The sequence below is a fragment of the Pseudoalteromonas sp. SR41-7 genome (assembly GCF_014163935.1).
In the GTDB taxonomy this organism is placed as follows: Bacteria; Pseudomonadota; Gammaproteobacteria; order Enterobacterales; family Alteromonadaceae; genus Pseudoalteromonas; species Pseudoalteromonas distincta.
On the sequence record NZ_JACJEF010000004.1, the window covers coordinates 227,002 to 244,106 of the forward strand.

The 17,105-nt window shown below is 40.2% G+C and carries 11 protein-coding genes; 1 reads left to right on the forward strand and 10 read right to left on the reverse strand.

Annotation, left to right across the window (positions count from 1 at the left end):
* Positions 1-118: 118 nt before the first annotated feature.
* The 8 genes from H5092_RS07330 to H5092_RS07365 all read right to left on the reverse strand — a co-directional run bounded on the left by H5092_RS07330 (position 119) and on the right by H5092_RS07365 (position 13,730).
* Positions 119-1,999: a hypothetical protein gene (locus tag H5092_RS07330; RefSeq protein WP_182733215.1), complete on the reverse strand. Its 1,881-nt coding sequence runs from the start codon at positions 1,997-1,999 to the stop codon at positions 119-121.
* 9 nt (positions 2,000-2,008) lie between these two features.
* Positions 2,009-3,100 (reverse strand): hypothetical protein, encoded by a 1,092-nt coding sequence (locus H5092_RS07335; RefSeq protein WP_182733216.1) that lies wholly within the window; start codon positions 3,098-3,100, stop codon positions 2,009-2,011.
* A 62-nt stretch (positions 3,101-3,162) separates the two neighbouring features.
* Complete coding sequence (locus tag H5092_RS07340) at positions 3,163-6,198, reverse strand: hypothetical protein (protein WP_182715306.1); 3,036 nt, start codon at positions 6,196-6,198, stop codon at positions 3,163-3,165.
* A 501-nt stretch (positions 6,199-6,699) separates the two neighbouring features.
* Positions 6,700-7,866 carry a 2-methylaconitate cis-trans isomerase PrpF gene (gene prpF, locus H5092_RS07345; RefSeq protein ID WP_182733217.1) on the reverse strand — a complete coding sequence of 389 codons (1,167 nt, stop codon included), beginning with the start codon at positions 7,864-7,866 and terminating at the stop codon, positions 6,700-6,702.
* 11 nt (positions 7,867-7,877) lie between these two features.
* On the reverse strand, positions 7,878-10,487 hold the full coding sequence (gene acnD / locus H5092_RS07350) for a Fe/S-dependent 2-methylisocitrate dehydratase AcnD (protein ID WP_182733218.1): 2,610 nt from the start codon (positions 10,485-10,487) through the stop codon (positions 7,878-7,880).
* A gap of 130 nt (positions 10,488-10,617) precedes the next feature.
* Positions 10,618-11,742 (reverse strand): 2-methylcitrate synthase, encoded by a 1,125-nt coding sequence (prpC, locus tag H5092_RS07355; protein WP_182733219.1) that lies wholly within the window; start codon positions 11,740-11,742, stop codon positions 10,618-10,620.
* 305 nt (positions 11,743-12,047) lie between these two features.
* Positions 12,048-12,926, reverse strand: a complete 879-nt coding sequence (prpB, locus tag H5092_RS07360) for a methylisocitrate lyase (RefSeq protein ID WP_138488929.1) — start codon at positions 12,924-12,926, stop codon at positions 12,048-12,050.
* A gap of 111 nt (positions 12,927-13,037) precedes the next feature.
* A complete protein-coding gene (locus H5092_RS07365; RefSeq protein ID WP_002962362.1) occupies positions 13,038-13,730 on the reverse strand; it encodes a GntR family transcriptional regulator in 693 nt (230 codons plus the stop codon).
* A 265-nt stretch (positions 13,731-13,995) separates the two neighbouring features.
* Between H5092_RS07365 and rsmF the strand changes: the two genes are divergently transcribed.
* The gene (gene rsmF, locus H5092_RS07370; protein ID WP_182733220.1) at positions 13,996-15,447 is read left to right on the forward strand and encodes a 16S rRNA (cytosine(1407)-C(5))-methyltransferase RsmF; all 1,452 of its coding nucleotides are present in this window, start codon (positions 13,996-13,998) and stop codon (positions 15,445-15,447) included.
* A gap of 211 nt (positions 15,448-15,658) precedes the next feature.
* Here the strand turns inward: rsmF and H5092_RS07375 are convergent, their stop codons facing one another.
* Both H5092_RS07375 and H5092_RS07380 read right to left on the reverse strand, forming a co-directional pair.
* Positions 15,659-16,384, reverse strand: coding sequence for a VpsP family polysaccharide biosynthesis protein (locus tag H5092_RS07375; RefSeq protein ID WP_182733221.1), 726 nt, complete (start codon positions 16,382-16,384; stop codon positions 15,659-15,661).
* Positions 16,377-17,105, reverse strand: a complete 729-nt coding sequence (locus tag H5092_RS07380) for a tyrosine-protein phosphatase (RefSeq protein ID WP_154903307.1) — start codon at positions 17,103-17,105, stop codon at positions 16,377-16,379. Before H5092_RS07380 ends, H5092_RS07375 begins: the two co-directional genes overlap by 8 nt.

Consider the following 17,105-nt stretch of genomic DNA (forward strand, 5'->3'; position numbering starts at 1 on the left):
AAATCCGATACTAAAAAACTAATACCGGATTTCGAATAGTTATAAAAACACTTCACTCATCGCAAAAAGCGCTGAGCTGTAAGACATATGCTGAGTTTTTAATTATTTAATCTAATGGTTAAAATAACGACTCAAACTCACCATTTGGAAATAAAACACCAGGAATACCACGCACTGCAGTAACATCAGCTAGTTTAGTATCACCAAAATATAAACCGCCACTGTAATTACGGCCCTTTTGCTTTACATCTAACCAACGTCCATTTTCGCCTTTCGCTATTAGATTAATGTTGCCACTAACATCACGAATACGTAAATCTAACGCGCGATTTTGTATGCTAACAAATATATCTGTAGAGGTAAGTTCTGATAAGTTTTCCACATCGCCTACGTACGCAAATTTAAAATCGCTTGCACCACTCAATGGAAAATCTAATTCAAAAGTAAATGCTAAATCGTCATTATCTTCACCAACAAAAGGCGAAGCCTCTACTGCTGTGATATGAAATGCAGTGTTTTGAATGTCGCTTACGTAATCACCATTAAAATCAAAAGTAGATAACGTGGTTGACTCCTCACCTAGTGAATTAACAAAACGATTTAAGTTTACTGATAAATCACCTTCGAGTTTACCCGCGGCTTTATTGATAATTACGTTGGTGGTTACCTGTGTAATACCCGTATCGGCTTCTGGGTTTAATTCACTTTGAGCATCTATGCCATCAAACTCAATCAGCAACTCACTTACATCCACACTTAATACCGTAGTACCATTTGTGACCGTTGCGCTCATTACACCTTCGATTTTATTACCTAATACACCACTTACTCTGAAAGTTGGAATTGATAAATCAATGGTTATAGGTAACTCATCATATGTGCCAGTAATAGCCCAAGTATAAGGTGATTGGTTGTAATCAATATCTAAATCACGAAGCTTATATTGCCCTGATGGTGTAGAGCCATCAGCTAGTGGTGAATAATTTGTGATAACTTCGTTTAAAGCATTACTAAGTGCATCAAGGGTTCTTTGTGTATCTTCATCAAACGCACCTTCAAGCTCAGTAAATTTTGCTTCTAATTCATCTGAATAGCTTTTTTCTTGAAGTCTTGCAACACCAATTATATTTCGCGTATCAACAAGTAACTCTCTTGAGTCTAAGCTTTGCACTTCTGCTGAGCGAGCCTGCCAATTTGCAAATGTAGTTACACTTGCAATCGTTTGCTTAACTTGACCAGCTACATTTTTCAGCAAAGCATTACCTTGGTCGCTAAATAAGTTGTCTGTAACATACTGCGCTGCTAAGTCGCTGTAATCTTGCCATGCTTGCTGGTCAGTCTCCAAGTTAGTAAATGCATTAAAAGCACTTTCAACACTAAACGAACTATCAGCAACACCAGCTAAAATTGCCGCGTAGGTGAAGGCATTTGTCACCATTTCTGCTTCAACACTTGCATTTAAATTACTGTGCGTTAAATGATAAAAAGGCGTGGCTGATAAACTCGCCTGTGTAGCACTAAAGCCTTCTTCTGTAATTGCTTTACTCAATGGCGATAAATAAACCTTATTTACACCCGGTGCACTAAATGCATCCGCTTTGTAATTAAGGGTAACGGTTGTCAATTCTTGGTAGTCGATTAACCGGTTTGCGTTTAAGTCATTTACATCACCACGCACAGTTCTGCCACACCCTGTAAATCGCGGACAAGGTAGAGCTGTATCGCTAGGTATAAACTCAAAACTATTAAAAGTAAGTGGAGTTACACTTACACTCGCAGTATTGATGTTTTCGACTTCAATTGATTCTTGCACCACCCCATCGCTATCTAAAACATTAAGCGTGCCCTGTGGTGATTGCCAATTAGATACATAAAAACTCACAGAAGAAGATGTAGCAATTTCACTCACTGCAACAGATTCTGAACTGTCACTGTCTGATGAAGAACCACAACCTGCCAATGCAATAGCGACCCCTAAAGGTATAATTTGTTTTAACATCTTCATTCCTTAAAACTTAATGTTCACGTACCAATTCACATTCGCATAATAGGCTTTATCTAAATCTAGGCTATCAGTTTGTAAATTAAGACCAAAATATTCGTTTTCTATACCAACTAAAAATGCTTCGCTTTTTGTTTCGTAGCCTGCTTGTACTCGCCAATGATCCCAAAAGTGAATACGGCCTTTTAATTGGCTAAACGTGTCTTTATCGTAACGTTTTAAAGTTAACTGAGTCGAAAATCGGTCGTTTATTCTGTAATCGGCAAATGCTTGTAGTCGCATTTCCATTTCGAAATCATGAGATACCGTATTTCCAAATGCAGATGTTTTTAATGAAACTGTTGGCTGAGTAATAATATCGCCGTTGTCATCTTCGCTAAATGGAATTTCAGTAGTTTGACCCTTTACAGAGCCACTGTCTTCGTACTGAGTTTTATAGAGCAAATCTTTTACGCTAAAACCAACTTTAAGCTCATCATTTACTTGCCAATCGGCAAAAATATCTAGGCTATAGCCTAGCCCTTCTGGCTTTTGTGAAGGTGTAAATTCTTTAAATAAAATATCTTTTGAAAAGTTGTAATCGACAGTTACAGCACCTTCAACTTCATCACTATAAATTTCACCATTTACAGTGGCATCTTGATAGTGTGAGCTGGCAAAAACAGAAAGCTTAGGTGTTATTGTTAATGCATTTTTATCTAAAAATTTAAAATCATAAGATACGAATACACCATTAGACGTTGCTTGTTTAGCATCGAGGTAATAGGTATAAAATCTATCTTCAAACTCTAAGTCATTCTTTTCGGTATGAGTATATTTAGCTGTATCAGGATCAAAGTTAAGAACATAGTCATAACGACTTTGTAAACCCACTTTAAAATTACCGTAGCCAACACCCACTTCAAAAATATTATAGGTAAATGCACTGTCACCCGATTTTAATGGTGCATCAAAATCATCTACAAAGGCTTGTACTGGTTGTGCTTCAGTATAAATTTCTGCGTCAAAATGAGTAAATATTTGAAATTGGTTATCTGCGGAAGCAAGAGGAGAAATAAAAGCTGTTGAAAATCCTAACAAGAGAATTTTTTTTTTCATAATTTAATCGCTTTCTATAAAAAAAGGGAAAAGCGCTGCTTTCCCCTTTTATAGTTTAAATATTACTTAGATGAATCAATTAAATCAACATCAGTGTAAGGCACTACATCACCATCGATGTAAGTGATAGATACACCGTTAGTAACTTTAGAAGCAGTACCAAATGACATCATTTCGCCATTGTACATAGCTTTAACATCACCAGTGTAACCTGTAGATTCCATACCAGTTAGAGATAATGTGTAACCCATTGCTGCGTCACCTTTAACCATAACTTCTAATGTACTTTCATCTTCATCACCACTACTGTCAACCATACCCATTACTTTAAAGTCTAAGTCGCCAGACATACCTTCAAGTGTAATACTTGAAGAATCTGATTCTTCAGTTGCAGTAAGGTTTAGCATACCAGTGAAACCAGAATCACCGTCCATAATTTCAACGTGGTTCCAAGCTTGCGTATCGATAATTTCAGCATCATCAATTGTGTCAGCATTTACTGCACCGTCAAATGTGAATATTAAACATGAATCAATTTGAGTAGCATCAATTGTGCCTGCAGCAAAATCAACACAATCTTCAAGTGCTTGTGCTTGTGTATCAGCAGTAACAAGTGACACAGTTGCGTCATTTTCACCCATTAATGTAGCGCCCCAAGCAACAACTAATTGCTCGCCTTGGTAAGAAGCTGAAGCACTGATCATTTCACCGGTAGTTTCGTTCTCTAATTCTAAAACTAGCGCATCTAAGTCATAGTTATATGACCAATCAGGTTGACGAGTAGAAGTACCTTCACCTGAGTTGCCCATTTCAGCTAATTCATCAATTACGTCAGCAAGAACATCTGCTGCATCGATAACCGCTTGACCGCCAGTGTTAGTAAGCACAGTCATAGTCGATAATGACTCTGATGTAGCTTTAACAGAAGTTAGTACTTCAAGTTTAGCAACCGCCGCTTCAGCAACAAGTTGTAGGTTATAAGCTGTTACAAATTGCTCGCTAGCTAGTTCACCTTGAGCTTCAGCAGCTGTTTGCATAGCTGTAAGCGCATCAATCATTGCTTGTGCGCCTTCGCCTTCAAGGTCTAGGTAAGCATTAGCAGCAACAAGTGCTTGCTCAATAGCAATTTCAAGTGCATCAACAGCAGCAGCAAAGTCAGACGCAGCAGTAACAGCAGTCATTGCAAGCTCAAGAGCTTCAGTTGCGTTTGCGGCTGTATCTACCATTGCACCTTCTGCGTTAGCAAGTGCGCTTGTAGAAGCTGCTTCAGCTGTGTCTGCTGCTGATTTTTTCTCATCAGCAACGTCTGCAGTGTCTTCAGCAACTAGTTTTGCAGCAGCAAGAGCAATATCAAACGTTTCAATCGCTGCTTCTGCTTCCGCTACTAGTGCAGCTAATGCAGCGTCGTATGCAACGGTGTCAGTTACAGCAACACCTGCATCTGTTTGTAAAGACGTTGCAGAATCAAGAATCTGTTGGTAATCAGAGCTTTGAGTAACTAACGCTTTTGCAGCAGTTACATAACCTTGTGATTTAACAAAAATAGAACCCGCTTTAGCTGTTAAACCAGCAGTAGCAGCTTCATTTTTCAGTAATGTTACAGCGCTTACAAATGCAGCTGCGTTATCAGCCGTAAGAGCATCGCCACCCATTGCTTGAACATCAGCAAGTGAACTTTGAGCTGTTTCAATATCCATTTCTAATGCAGTAAGTGCAGTCTGTGAAGCTGTAACTTCTACTGTTAAAGCAGCTGCTAGAGCTGTATAAAAATCATCTCCAACTGTACACTCTGCACCAGTACAACCAATTACTTCTAGTGCTTTTTTAACTTTTACTGCAGCGGCTGCAAGGCCGGCATCAGTTGCTGCACCATTTTTAACAGCTTTGTCTTTAGCTGCTTTTGCTTTTTTAGCAATACCTACTGAATTAGCGGCAAACGCATCAATTTGTGCTTGTGTTGCATTAGGGTTGTTAATAGAGAATGCCGCTTTTAAAGCATTTTCAATTGCAGTTTCATCACCCGTTGCTACAGCAACAAAAATGTTTGCAGTATTTGTAATTGCTGTTTGTAACATTGTAGCTATTGCAGCAATGCCAGCGTCAGTATTACCTTTAAACTGGCCTGATTTAATACCAGCTTTAATGCTGCTCATTACATCACCAATTGAAGGTAAACCTTGAATTGAAGATGAAAGCTGTGCAATTGCTAAAATACCGTCAGTAAGTTCTTCTTCGCCATCAACATTACTTAAATCTACAGCGCCGCCGTTAGATAAATCGCCAATAATAGCAGAAAGTAAAAGTGCTGCGTCTTGACCCATTACTTGTACAACAGTGTTTAAGCTAGCTGTAGCAATAGCGTCTTCATCTACACTTGAACCTGAGTCAAGAAGAAGACCCGCCACTAACGATGTTAAAAAAGTAACATTAGCTTTATAAGAACCTATAACATTATCGTCGCCAGCTGCACCGCTCGCTCCAGATGTATCTGCTTCAACAGCTGGAATAAACTTAACAACTGAAAGCTCTAGGTCAGTTTTGTACCATTCGCCAAACTCAATATCAGTATCGCCATCATTTTCGTCGTCAACTTCTGGCGCTTCATCGTAAGTGCCACAACCTACGTAAGCATCACAACGTAAAAAGCTATCATCGCCTTCTTCAGACGTTTTAACAGTAATGTAAACAGGTCCAGTAAAATCATCATCTAGGTAGATGCTGTAACGACCGTTTTCATCAGTTAGCACTTCAGGGTTAGCGGCAATTTTACTTGCTTCTACCGCTGCATCTGCAGCATCTTGTGATAGTGCTTCTTCAGAAAAAGACTCAGCCTCTGCTGAAGCAGCTGAGCGAAATGCAACAGGAACGCTTTGACCAGATGCATCTAAAGTCATTACAGTTACTACTGCACTTTTCATTGAACCTTTAACTGCTTTACCTGTTACTTCAATGTTAAATTGTGCATCGCCCGTTGCAGTGAAAGATTCTACAGGTGTAACAGGAATATTTCTGTCGTTATCAGAACCACATGCTGTTAAGCCTAATGTAAGTGCAACTGAAGCTGCAATAGGTGTAAATTTGATCGTACGCTTTACCATTTATTTCTCCTTGATAGCCTGGAATGAGTATCAGAAATTAGTTTAGTTGATAGTGATTTATGTAAGCTTTTATATTCAAAAAGCATCAAAAAAGTACACAATCATAACTTTTGTTACTAGAACATTAAAAATACCATTAAGCTATATAGTTATGCTACATATTTATACGTTTTATAGAAGTATTTATCTTTATTCTATGAGCTACTTCTTTATCAGCATCTCTATTATTCAGTAACCTATAGACACTCATAAAGAACCAGCACATATTGATACAATATATTCACTTTATTAAATGAATATTACATATAATCTAGTTTGTTAATTATATTCTTCAAGTAAATGCGGTGGATGAGAGCGAAAAAAGACGATAATTCGAAAAATTAATGAAAAAGGATTATTTCTAACGAGTGTGAGTAGGTTTTACTTTAGCTAAGCAAACGTTTATAAAATTTGTTTGCTTAACTAAAATAAATGTTTAGTTGCGCTTAACTTCAACAGTGATTAGTAAGGGACTCTTACAACTCCTTCCATTAATACACGTGCACTTCGGCTCATACTTGCTTTGGTAACTAGCCAGTTACCTGCAGTATTTTTAGCCTCAGCACCTACTTTTAGGGTGCCCGACGGGTGACCAAAGTTAACTTCACTCAATGCACCGCCACCAGCGGCTATATTTACGAGTGTGCCTTCAATTGCTGCGGCAGTGCCAATAGCTACAGCGGCTGTGCCCATCATGGCATGATGCAGTTTACCCATCGACATTGCGCGCACGAGTAAGTTAATGTTGGCAGCCTCAATAAATTTACCGCTAGATGCAGTGTAATCTAAAGGCGCTGCAACAAACGCAACCTTTGGTGTATGTTGGCGAGCTTGCGCTTCATTAATATCAGTGATTAAGCCCATTTTAACGGCGCCATAAGCGCGAATGGTTTCAAGCTTTTTAAGCGCTGCAACATCGTTATTTATATCGTCTTGCATCTCTGTGCCGGTATAACCAATATCAGCGGCGTTAATAAATACAGTAGGAATACCTGCATTTATCATCGTGGCTTTTAAAGTACCAACACCTGGTACTTCTAAGTCATCAACTACGTTACCTGTTGGGAATAACGCGCCATCGCCATCAGCCGGGTCTATAAATTCAAGTTTTACTTCAGCTGCAGCAAATGTAACGCCATCGAGCTCAAAGTCGCCGGTTTCCTGTACTTCGCCATTGGTCATAGGGACATGCACTAATATGCTTTTATTAATATTAGCCTGCCACACACGCACAATAGCAACACCGTTATTAGGTACTCTGCTTTTATCGACCAAACCATTACTAATAGCAAAAGCCCCCACTGCTGACGTTAAGTTGCCGCAGTTACCGCTCCAATCTACAAAAGGTTTATCTATAGCCACTTGACCAAACAAGTAATCAACATCGTGGTCTGCTTGCTCACTTTTACTTAGGATTACGGTTTTACTGGTGCTTGATGTAGCGCCGCCCATTCCATCCGTTTGTTTGCCGTACGGATCGGGGCTGCCAATAACACGCAGTAATAAATTATCGCGCGCCTCGCCTGCTACTTGAGCAGGCTTTGGCAAATCAGTTAAATTAAAAAACACACCTTTACTGGTGCCGCCACGCATATAGGTTGCAGGCACTTTAATTTGCGGTTTAAACATAGTGTTTGCCCTCATGCAGATTGCGTTGCTTCTAAAAAGTCTTGAGCAAAGCGTTGTAACACACCACCAGCCGCGTAAATAGAAAGCTCTTCTTGGGTATCGATACGGCACTTCATAGGCACAGTAAGCACTTCACCATCTTTACGGGTAATACTTAAATTAACGGTGGCACCAGGTTTTAAATCACCCGTTACATCGTACGTTTCACTGCCATCCAGCTTTAGAGTTTTACGCGTTGTGCCTGCTTTAAACTCAAGCGGTAAAACCCCCATACCAATTAAGTTAGTACGGTGAATACGCTCAAAGCCCTCTGCTGCTATTACTTCAACGCCTGCAAGTCTTACGCCTTTTGCAGCCCAATCGCGCGACGAACCTTGACCGTAATCGGCACCGGCTACGATAATAAGCGGCTGTTTACGCTCCATGTAGGCTTCGATTGCTTCCCACATACGGGTATTAGTGCCTTGTGGCTCTAAGCGAGCGTAAGAACCTTGCTTAACGTCGCCGTTTTCATCAAGCACCATTTCATTAAGTAGTTTTGGGTTTGCAAAGGTTGCGCGCTGCGCTGTTAAATGATCGCCCCGGTGCGTTGCGTACGAATTGTAATCTTCCTCTGGCACATTCATTTTGGTCAGGTATTCGCCAGCAGCACTACTTGCCATAATTGCGTTTGATGGCGATAAATGATCCGTTGTAATGTTATCGCCAAGTACTGCAAGCGCGCGCATACCGGCCATAGTGCGCTCACCCGCAAGTGCACCTTCCCAATAAGGAGGGCGACGAATGTAGGTGCTTTCTGGGCGCCAATCGTAAAGAGGATCGTTATCTTCACCGTAATCTACGGTTAAATTAAACATCGGCTCGTATACTTTTCTAAATTGCTCAGGCTTAACACTTTGCTTAATAACCGCATCAATCTCTTCATCTGATGGCCATAAATCTTTAAGCGTAATATCGTTGCCTTGTTGATCTTGCCCTAGTATCCCTTTTTCAATATCAAAGCGAATAGTACCTGCAATAGCGTACGCAACAACTAAAGGAGGTGACGCTAAAAATGCTTGCTTAGCATAAGGATGAATCCGCCCATCAAAGTTACGATTACCTGAAAGTACAGCCGTTGCGTATAAATCACGTTCAATTACTTCTTTTTGAATCTCAGGGTCAAGCGCCCCGCTCATACCGTTGCACGTTGTACACGCAAAACCAACAATGCCAAAGCCAAGTTGCTCAAGCTCTGTTAGTAGGTTTGCATCTTCAAGGTATGATTGCACTGCTTTTGAGCCTGGTGCTAATGAAGTTTTAACCCAAGGTTTGCGCATTAAACCCTTAGCATTTGCATTACGGGCAAGGAGTGCTGCAGCAATTACATTGCGTGGATTACTGGTATTGGTACAACTAGTAATAGCGGCAATAATACATGCGCCGTCTGGCATTAAGCCTTCTTCATTTTCAACAACGCCCGAAATACCTTCTTTAGCTAAATCGCTTGTCGATACACGGCGGTGCGGATTAGATGGACCCGCAATATTGCGCCCCACGCTTGATAAATCAAACTTAAGCACACGCTCATACTTTGCGGTTTTTAAGCTATCGCTCCAAAGGCCTGCTGTTTTTGCGTAATTTTCTACAAGGGCAATTTGTTCTTCTTCACGGCCTGTTAAACGCAAGTAATCTATTGTTTTATCATCGATATAAAACATGGCTGCAGTTGCGCCAAATTCAGGTGTCATGTTCGAAATGGTTGCTCTGTCACCAAGTGTAAGCGCATCGGCACCTTCACCGTAAAACTCTAAATAAGTAGATACAACACGTTGCTTACGTAAAAATTCAGTAATGGCCAACACAATATCGGTAGCGGTAATACCTGGTTGGCGCTTACCTGTTAGCTCAACACCAACAATATCAGGCAAGCGAATATATGAAGCACGGCCAAGCATAACGCTTTCAGCTTCAAGCCCGCCTACACCCACAGCAATAACACCTAGCGCATCAACATGTGGCGTGTGGCTGTCGGTGCCAACTAAAGTATCTGGGAATGCAATGCCATCTCGGTTTTGAATAACCGGCGACATTTTTTCAAGATTAATTTGATGCATAATGCCGTTACCCGGTGGAATAACATCAATATTTTTAAACGCAGTTTTAGTCCAGTTTATAAAATGAAAACGGTCATCATTTCGTCTATCTTCAATGGCGCGGTTTTTTTCAAATGCATCAGGATCAAAACCGGCATGCTCTACAGCTAACGAATGATCCACTATTAACTGCGTGGGTACCACAGGATTCACTTTAGCCGGATCGCCGCCTTTAGCTGCAATTGCATCACGCAAACCTGCTAAATCAACAAGCGCTGTTTGCCCTAAAATATCGTGGCACACTACCCGCGCCGGATACCACGGAAAATCCAAGTCTTGCTTTCGCTCAATCAGCTGATTAAGTGCATCGGTTAACATGGCAGGGTCGCATCGGCGTACTAGGTTTTCGGCAAATACACGCGATGTATAAGGTAGCGTGGCGTATGCACCTGGCTTAATTGCATCTACGGCTTCTTGCGTATCGTAATAGTCGACGTTTGAGCCAGGTAAAGGTTTACGGTATTGGGTGTTATTAATTATGGTCATGGTAAGGGTTCGCTAATTTGGTGACGGTGTTTGCTCACAGCTAGCGTGTTTAATAAAAAGTTTGAGAAAAACTACTCGCTAATGGCTATGTGCAATATAAAAGTGAGCACATGCGTGCTCACCCATTTTTTTAACGTGACTCTATTGGTGTGTAACTGCGTGCGTCAGGCCCTGTGTAATCGGCACTTGGGCGAATAATACGGTTGTTAGCGCGCTGCTCTTTTACATGTGCTGTCCAGCCCGTAACACGGCTCATTACAAATATTGGCGTAAATAATTTAGTTGGAATATCCATAAAGTGATAAGCAGACGCATGGAAAAAATCGGCATTACAAAACAGTTTTTTCTCGCGCCACATAATTTCTTCACAACGAACAGACACAGGGTAAAGCACGGTATCGCCCACCTCTGCCGCTAGTTTTTCAGACCACTTTTTAATAATTACATTACGCGGATCAGACTCGCGATAAATAGCATGACCAAAGCCCATTATTTTGTCTTTACGTTCGAGCATGCCCATAATTTCTTTCTCAGCATGTTCAGCGCTTGTAAAACCTTGAATCATATCCATTGCCGCTTCGTTAGCACCACCATGTAATGGACCACGCAGCGTACCAATCGCACCAGTTACGCAAGAATGAATATCAGAAAGCGTTGATGCACACACACGCCCTGTAAAAGTAGAGGCGTTAAACTCGTGCTCTGCGTATAAAATTAGTGATACATTCATTACCTGTGCAAACAATTCACTAGGTGCTTTGTCGTGTAATAAATTTAAAAAGTGTGCGCCAACAGAGTCGTCATCAGTTTGTGTTTCAATGCGTACGCCATCGTGTGTAAAGCGGTACCAGTAACAAATAATACTTGGGAACACAGCAACCATACGGTCGATTGCATCATTGGCTTGGCTAAAATCATTTTCCATTTCAAGGTTACCCAACATTGAGCAGCCCGTGCGCATTACATCCATTGGGTGCGCGTTTTTAGGAATATTTTCAAGCACGGTTTTAAGCGCATCAGGTAAGCCGCGTAAACTTTTTAGTTTTGCTTTATACTCAGCCAATTCGCTTGTGGTTGGTAACTCACCACGTGAAAGTAAAAAAGACACTTCTTCAAACTGCGCTTTTTCGGCAAGTTCGCTAATATCGTAACCACAATACGTTAAACCAGAACCACTTTGTCCAACAGTACACAATGCTGTTTGACCAGCCACTTGTCCGCGTAAACCCGCGCCGCCTAATGCTTTATCTACCATGATCTTCTCCTATCTTAAATTTGTGTGTGATTGTTGGGCGCATTGAACTTTATAGATTGAAATTTGTTCAATCTAGGGGCGATTAAATCGCGGCGCGAAGTTTGTAACCTAGTGGACTAAGTAAAAACCGAGCAACAAAGAGATAATCGTCCCTAGAAAGAACCTAAGGGGCAGCGCATGTTTGGTATTTATGCTGCGTTATCGCCTATTTATGTGGAATAACCACACTTCATAGGCTCTGCCTTGCCTAAAAACCAAACACACTGCTGCAAATTCAACCATTAAAGATTAATACGCCCAAATTATTATTTGTCAGATTTTGATGAAAAAAGGTTATCGAGTGTGTTCTCGTACGTGTGGTAATCTAAAAAGTCGTAAAGCTCAGAACGCGTTTGCATATTTTCAATTTGGCTTTGTTGCGAGCCTTCATTTAAAATTGCTGAATACACGTTTAATGCTGCTTTGTTCATGGCTCTAAATGCACTGAGTGGGTAAAGCACCATTTCAACACCTACATCGCTTAACTGCTCTTTTGTGTAAATAGGTGTTTGGCCAAACTCAGTAATGTTTGCCAAAATTGGAACGTTAATCGCTTTTGCAAATGCTTGGTAATCAGCAAGGTCGTGTACGGCTTCTGCAAAAATAGCGTCTGCACCAGCTTCAACACAGGCAGCTGCACGGTCTATCGCGGCGTTTAAACCTTCTTTTTGAAATGCATCGGTACGAGCCATAATATAAAAATCGCTATCGGTTTTTGCATCAACCGCCGCTTTAATGCGGTCAACCATTTCACCTTGGCTTACAATTTCTTTATTAGGGCGATGACCACAGCGCTTTTGCGCTACTTGATCTTCTATATGAAAACCCGCCGCACCCGCTTTAGTCATTTCTTTTACTGTGCGTGCAATGTTAAACGCCCCACCCCAACCGGTATCAGCATCAACAAGTAGTGGTAAATCGCTAGCACCTGTAATACGGCGAATATCTTCAAGCACGTTATCAAGGCTTGTCATACCCAAATCAGGCATACCAAACGAGGCGTTTGCAACACCGGCACCTGAAAGATAAATAGCTTGGTGACCCATTTTTTCAGCCATCATCGCTGTGTAGGCGTTAATAGTACCTACCACTTGTAACGGACGGTTATTGGCAATAGCGTGTTTAAATTTTAATCCTGCTGACATTACTTTCTCCTCACTTTGAACGGTTGCTACGTGGAGTAACTTATAGTTTTAATATGTAATTGTGACTGTTTAACTGCTCTTGCTAGCTTTTAGCTTTTAGCTTTTAGCAGCTTATGCTTTCTGCTTAGCTAATAAATCAAATTTGGTTTGAATATTTGCTTGCGATGCACTGATATGGCGCTTCATGAGCATTTCGGCCAGTTCACCGTCGTGGTTTTCAATGGCGTTAATAATCGCTAAATGCTCATCAAATGCTTTTGATACACGCGGCCCCACCATGCCCATTTGTACACGATACATGCGTATTAATTGATAAAGCTCATTACACAGTAAATGAATTAAATGCGCGTTTTTACTGCCTTGAATAATACGGTAATGAAAATCTAAATCGCCGGCTTCTTGGTAATAAGATTCGCCCTCTTTAACACGTTGTGTTTGTAGGTGCTGATTAAGTAATTGCTTTAAGCCTTTTACTTCTTCGGGTTCCATATTGTCGGCAGCAAGCCTACATGCCAAACCTTCAAGTGAGCTGCGAACTTGGTAAACTTCAATCAAGCGTTCAGCGGTAAGGGCAACTACTCGGCAACCTACGTTAGCTTTACGCTCAACAAGGTAGCAACTTTCTAGGCGATTCAATGCCTCTCTAAGCGTTGCACGGCTTACACCATAACGTTTTGCAAGTTCAGGCTCTGATATTTTACTGCCTTGAACTATACTGCCTTCAACAATCTCACGGCGCATATCAACAAATACTTGATCTGATGCGGTAGTTATAGGCGCTTCGTTTAAAAATGTATGTGTCATAAGTTATTTTTTAGATTGTCGACAATTAATGTGATTACTATGGGCTTATTAAAAAATCATGTCAACCCTTAAACCTATCAAAATGGTTAAAAAACACACCCATTGTCGACACTATTAATCTAAAGTCGTATAAAAATGGTTTTACAATGGACTAATACAGTGAAGTGTCGACAGCGTAATAAATTAGATGTTACGCTTTTTAGCGCTGAAAACACCTCGCATAAATGCTATTATCGCGCTTTATTTTTATAGTATGAGCTAACGCGTGAACGCCAACACTTTTATTCCTGAGCACTTTATTGATGACGTAAAAACCTATTTACCAGCGCATCTAAACTTAGATGACTTTTTAAATGCGTGTCGTAGGCCCCTCAGAAAATCTATCCGCGTTAATACATTAAAAATTAGCATTGAAGAATTTGTAAAACGTGCAACTGAAAAAAATTGGCTGCTAACCCCAATCCCTTGGTGCAGTGAAGGCTTTTGGTTAGAGCGCCCAAACGATGAAGAACAAAACCTAGCCCTTGGTAATACCGACTTACACCTAAGCGGTGCTATGTACGTACAAGAAGCAAGTTCAATGCTGCCCCCTATCGCATTAAAGCAAAGTATTGAACTCGCAGACTCTCAAAATAACACCGTGCTTGATATGGCATCAGCGCCGGGTTCGAAAACCTCGCAACTAGCAGCGCTTATGAATAACCAAGGTGTGCTTGTTGCAAATGAGCTTTCGTCATCTCGCTTAAAGGTACTGAGCGCTACATTAAAACGTATGGGGGTTGGCAACTGTGCGCTCTCGCACTTTGATGGCGTTATATTTGGCAACTACATGTTTGAATGCTTTGATAGCATATTGCTAGACGCGCCCTGCTCTGGTGAAGGGACTGTACGTAAAGATGCCGACGCTCTTAAAAATTGGTCAATAGAATCAAACATACAAATAGCCCAAGTACAAAAAGACTTAATTAAAAGCGCTTTTTACGCATTAAAGCCAGGTGGCACCTTAGTGTACTCAACTTGTACACTTACCCCGCTCGAAAACCAACAAGTGTGCGATTATTTACTGAGTGAATTTGGCGACTATATAACGCCTGAGTCCCTAAGTGATTTATTTGAAGGTGCAAGTAAAGCAACAACAAGTGAAGGCTATTTACATGTATGGCCGCAAACCTTCGATAGCGAAGGCTTTTTTATCGCTAAATTTAAAAAGCACACTAGTTGCAACAACCCAAATCAAACAGTTAAAAAAGGTGCATTCCCGTTTAACGAGTTTGATAAAAAACAAAGTGCCGCGTTTATGCAATCGCTTAAAAAGCACTTTGGGTTAACTAACCTACCTGGCAGCTTAATGCAGCGCGATAAAGAGTTGTGGTTATTTCCACAAGGATTTGAAGCTGTGCAAAATAAAATTAAGTACGCACGCTTAGGTATTCAAATTGGCATTATTCATAAAAATGGTGTAAGGCTAACACATGAGTTTGCAACCGTATTTGGCAATAAGTGTAAAACTAATGTATTTGCTTTAAATTACGAGCAAGCAAATGATTATTTTCAAGGTAAAGATATACGCTTAACTGAGGCAACTCAAACTATAGGCGAAGTGGTATTAACGCTTTGTGGCTGCCCTATTGGGCTGGGTAAATGGCAAAAAAATAAGATCAAAAATTCATTACCACGAGATCTAGTGCAAAATACTCAGTTAATAATCTGGGTTTAAACCAAAGTACAAATTACGCATAATTAATCTAATACTTTGTTATCAAATGTAACCAGGTGGCGAAATTAGTTATGCTTTATTGAGGAGCTTTACTATAGTTTTAAGTACTTTCTTCTTCTCCCTAACGAACCAAGAAAGTGTTTTAGTTAACGCTAGGCTCAATTTAGAGTCACTTTATAGCCCAGAGGTTTTTATAAACCTCTGGGCATTTTTATTTGCAGGTTTGTTTGTAAATATAACGCTGTTTAAGTTTTTTATATGCAGCGCCAAATTGTAGCGACATACACAAGGTAGGTAGTTGATTTAATTGTTTAGCAATAGTGTAAATACGGTTAAATCGATAACCATATTGGGCAGCCATGCTTAAAGAGTTTACGTACAGTGCTTTATACTCTGGAGGTAGGTGCTGCCAATTTGTTAACGAAATTTCTATAATACCCAAATGCACATCAAGCTTGTATGGACCTACTTTTTTAGCCTGATCAATATACTTTAAAACTTGTTTACTAGGTCCTTGTTGGTAGCTAGTAACTTTAGCAAGCTCAATCCAAGTTTCAGCCCATGAGCTCCTAATATGAGTAGAATGAAGTAAAAGCGATTGTATCTCTTTATATTCAGTATCTAGCTTACTTTGCTCAGTTTGATCGGTATTAGCTAAAGCTAGAAGCTTAATATATGACAAAAAATGTAAATAATGGGCATGTTCAGGTTCAAGCTCTATAGCTAACTTAATAGCATTTTGCGCTTTGTTGAGCTCATTACTATAAACCTCAGGTGCATCAATGGGTGAGGTGTTACTGAGCTCTTGTACTGTATTTAGTGAGCTAAAATACCAAGCATTAGCGCGCATACTTTGTAAACTAAAATAACAAATAATGAGTGTAACTATTGCCAACAGAGCAAGTTGTAATCGTTTAATAAACAGCGGATCAACCATTGAACAACACCTCAGTTAAACACTTAGGATTTGTTATAAATAATGTATGCGCCTTACTCTCACCTAGCATGTCGGTTACTCGTTTTTTTGCCTTACTTAAAATAGGTGGCCTGCGCTTTACCGAATGAGCGTCAGATGCAATATAACTGACTAAATCGGCTTTAAGCATATGCTCACTAATATATTGAGCTTTTTCTCCCCAAAGGCCTTCAATACTTGACGCTGTTAACTGAAACTCACATCCTAACTGTGTAAGTTTTTCGATGTAAAATAAGTTTGACTGAATATCACGATTTCGCTCTGGGTGTGGAATAACCACTTTTATATTTTGTTTAGCGAGCCAAGAAATAAATTTATCGTACCCCTGAGGCACATGTGAATGAGGTAGTTCTAACAATAAATAATTAAAACCATTTTTTTTGCCAATAAATGGTAGTTTATTAGTTAATACAAGCGGCATTAACTCAACATCAAGGCGAGCCTCAGCGGCTACTGCAATATTTATATTAATATTTTGGGCTAAGCAAGCTGCTTTTAATTGGGTTAAATCGTTTAAAAGTTGGGGAGCCGAATTATTATACCGACCTAAATGAATATGTGGGGTAGCAACAATATGCGTTATACCGTCGCTTTGCGCCATTTTTAAAAGCGCTAAAGACTCGTTTAAATCTTTAGCGCCATCATCAATACCTGGCAAAATGTGTGAATGTATATCAATCAC

Coding starts and splice junctions, on each gene's coding strand:
- H5092_RS07330 (WP_182733215.1), bottom strand. CDS start 1,999: ATGTTAAAACAAATTATACCTTTAGGGGTCGCTATTGCATTGGCAGGT.
- prpC (WP_182733219.1), bottom strand. CDS start 11,742: ATGGTAGATAAAGCATTAGGCGGCGCGGGTTTACGCGGACAAGTGGCT.
- H5092_RS07365 (WP_002962362.1), bottom strand. CDS start 13,730: ATGACACATACATTTTTAAACGAAGCGCCTATAACTACCGCATCAGAT.
- prpB (WP_138488929.1), bottom strand. CDS start 12,926: ATGTCAGCAGGATTAAAATTTAAACACGCTATTGCCAATAACCGTCCG.
- H5092_RS07375 (WP_182733221.1), bottom strand. CDS start 16,384: ATGGTTGATCCGCTGTTTATTAAACGATTACAACTTGCTCTGTTGGCA.
- H5092_RS07335 (WP_182733216.1), bottom strand. CDS start 3,100: ATGAAAAAAAAAATTCTCTTGTTAGGATTTTCAACAGCTTTTATTTCT.
- H5092_RS07340 (WP_182715306.1), bottom strand. CDS start 6,198: ATGGTAAAGCGTACGATCAAATTTACACCTATTGCAGCTTCAGTTGCA.
- acnD (WP_182733218.1), bottom strand. CDS start 10,487: ATGACCATAATTAATAACACCCAATACCGTAAACCTTTACCTGGCTCA.
- prpF (WP_182733217.1), bottom strand. CDS start 7,866: ATGTTTAAACCGCAAATTAAAGTGCCTGCAACCTATATGCGTGGCGGC.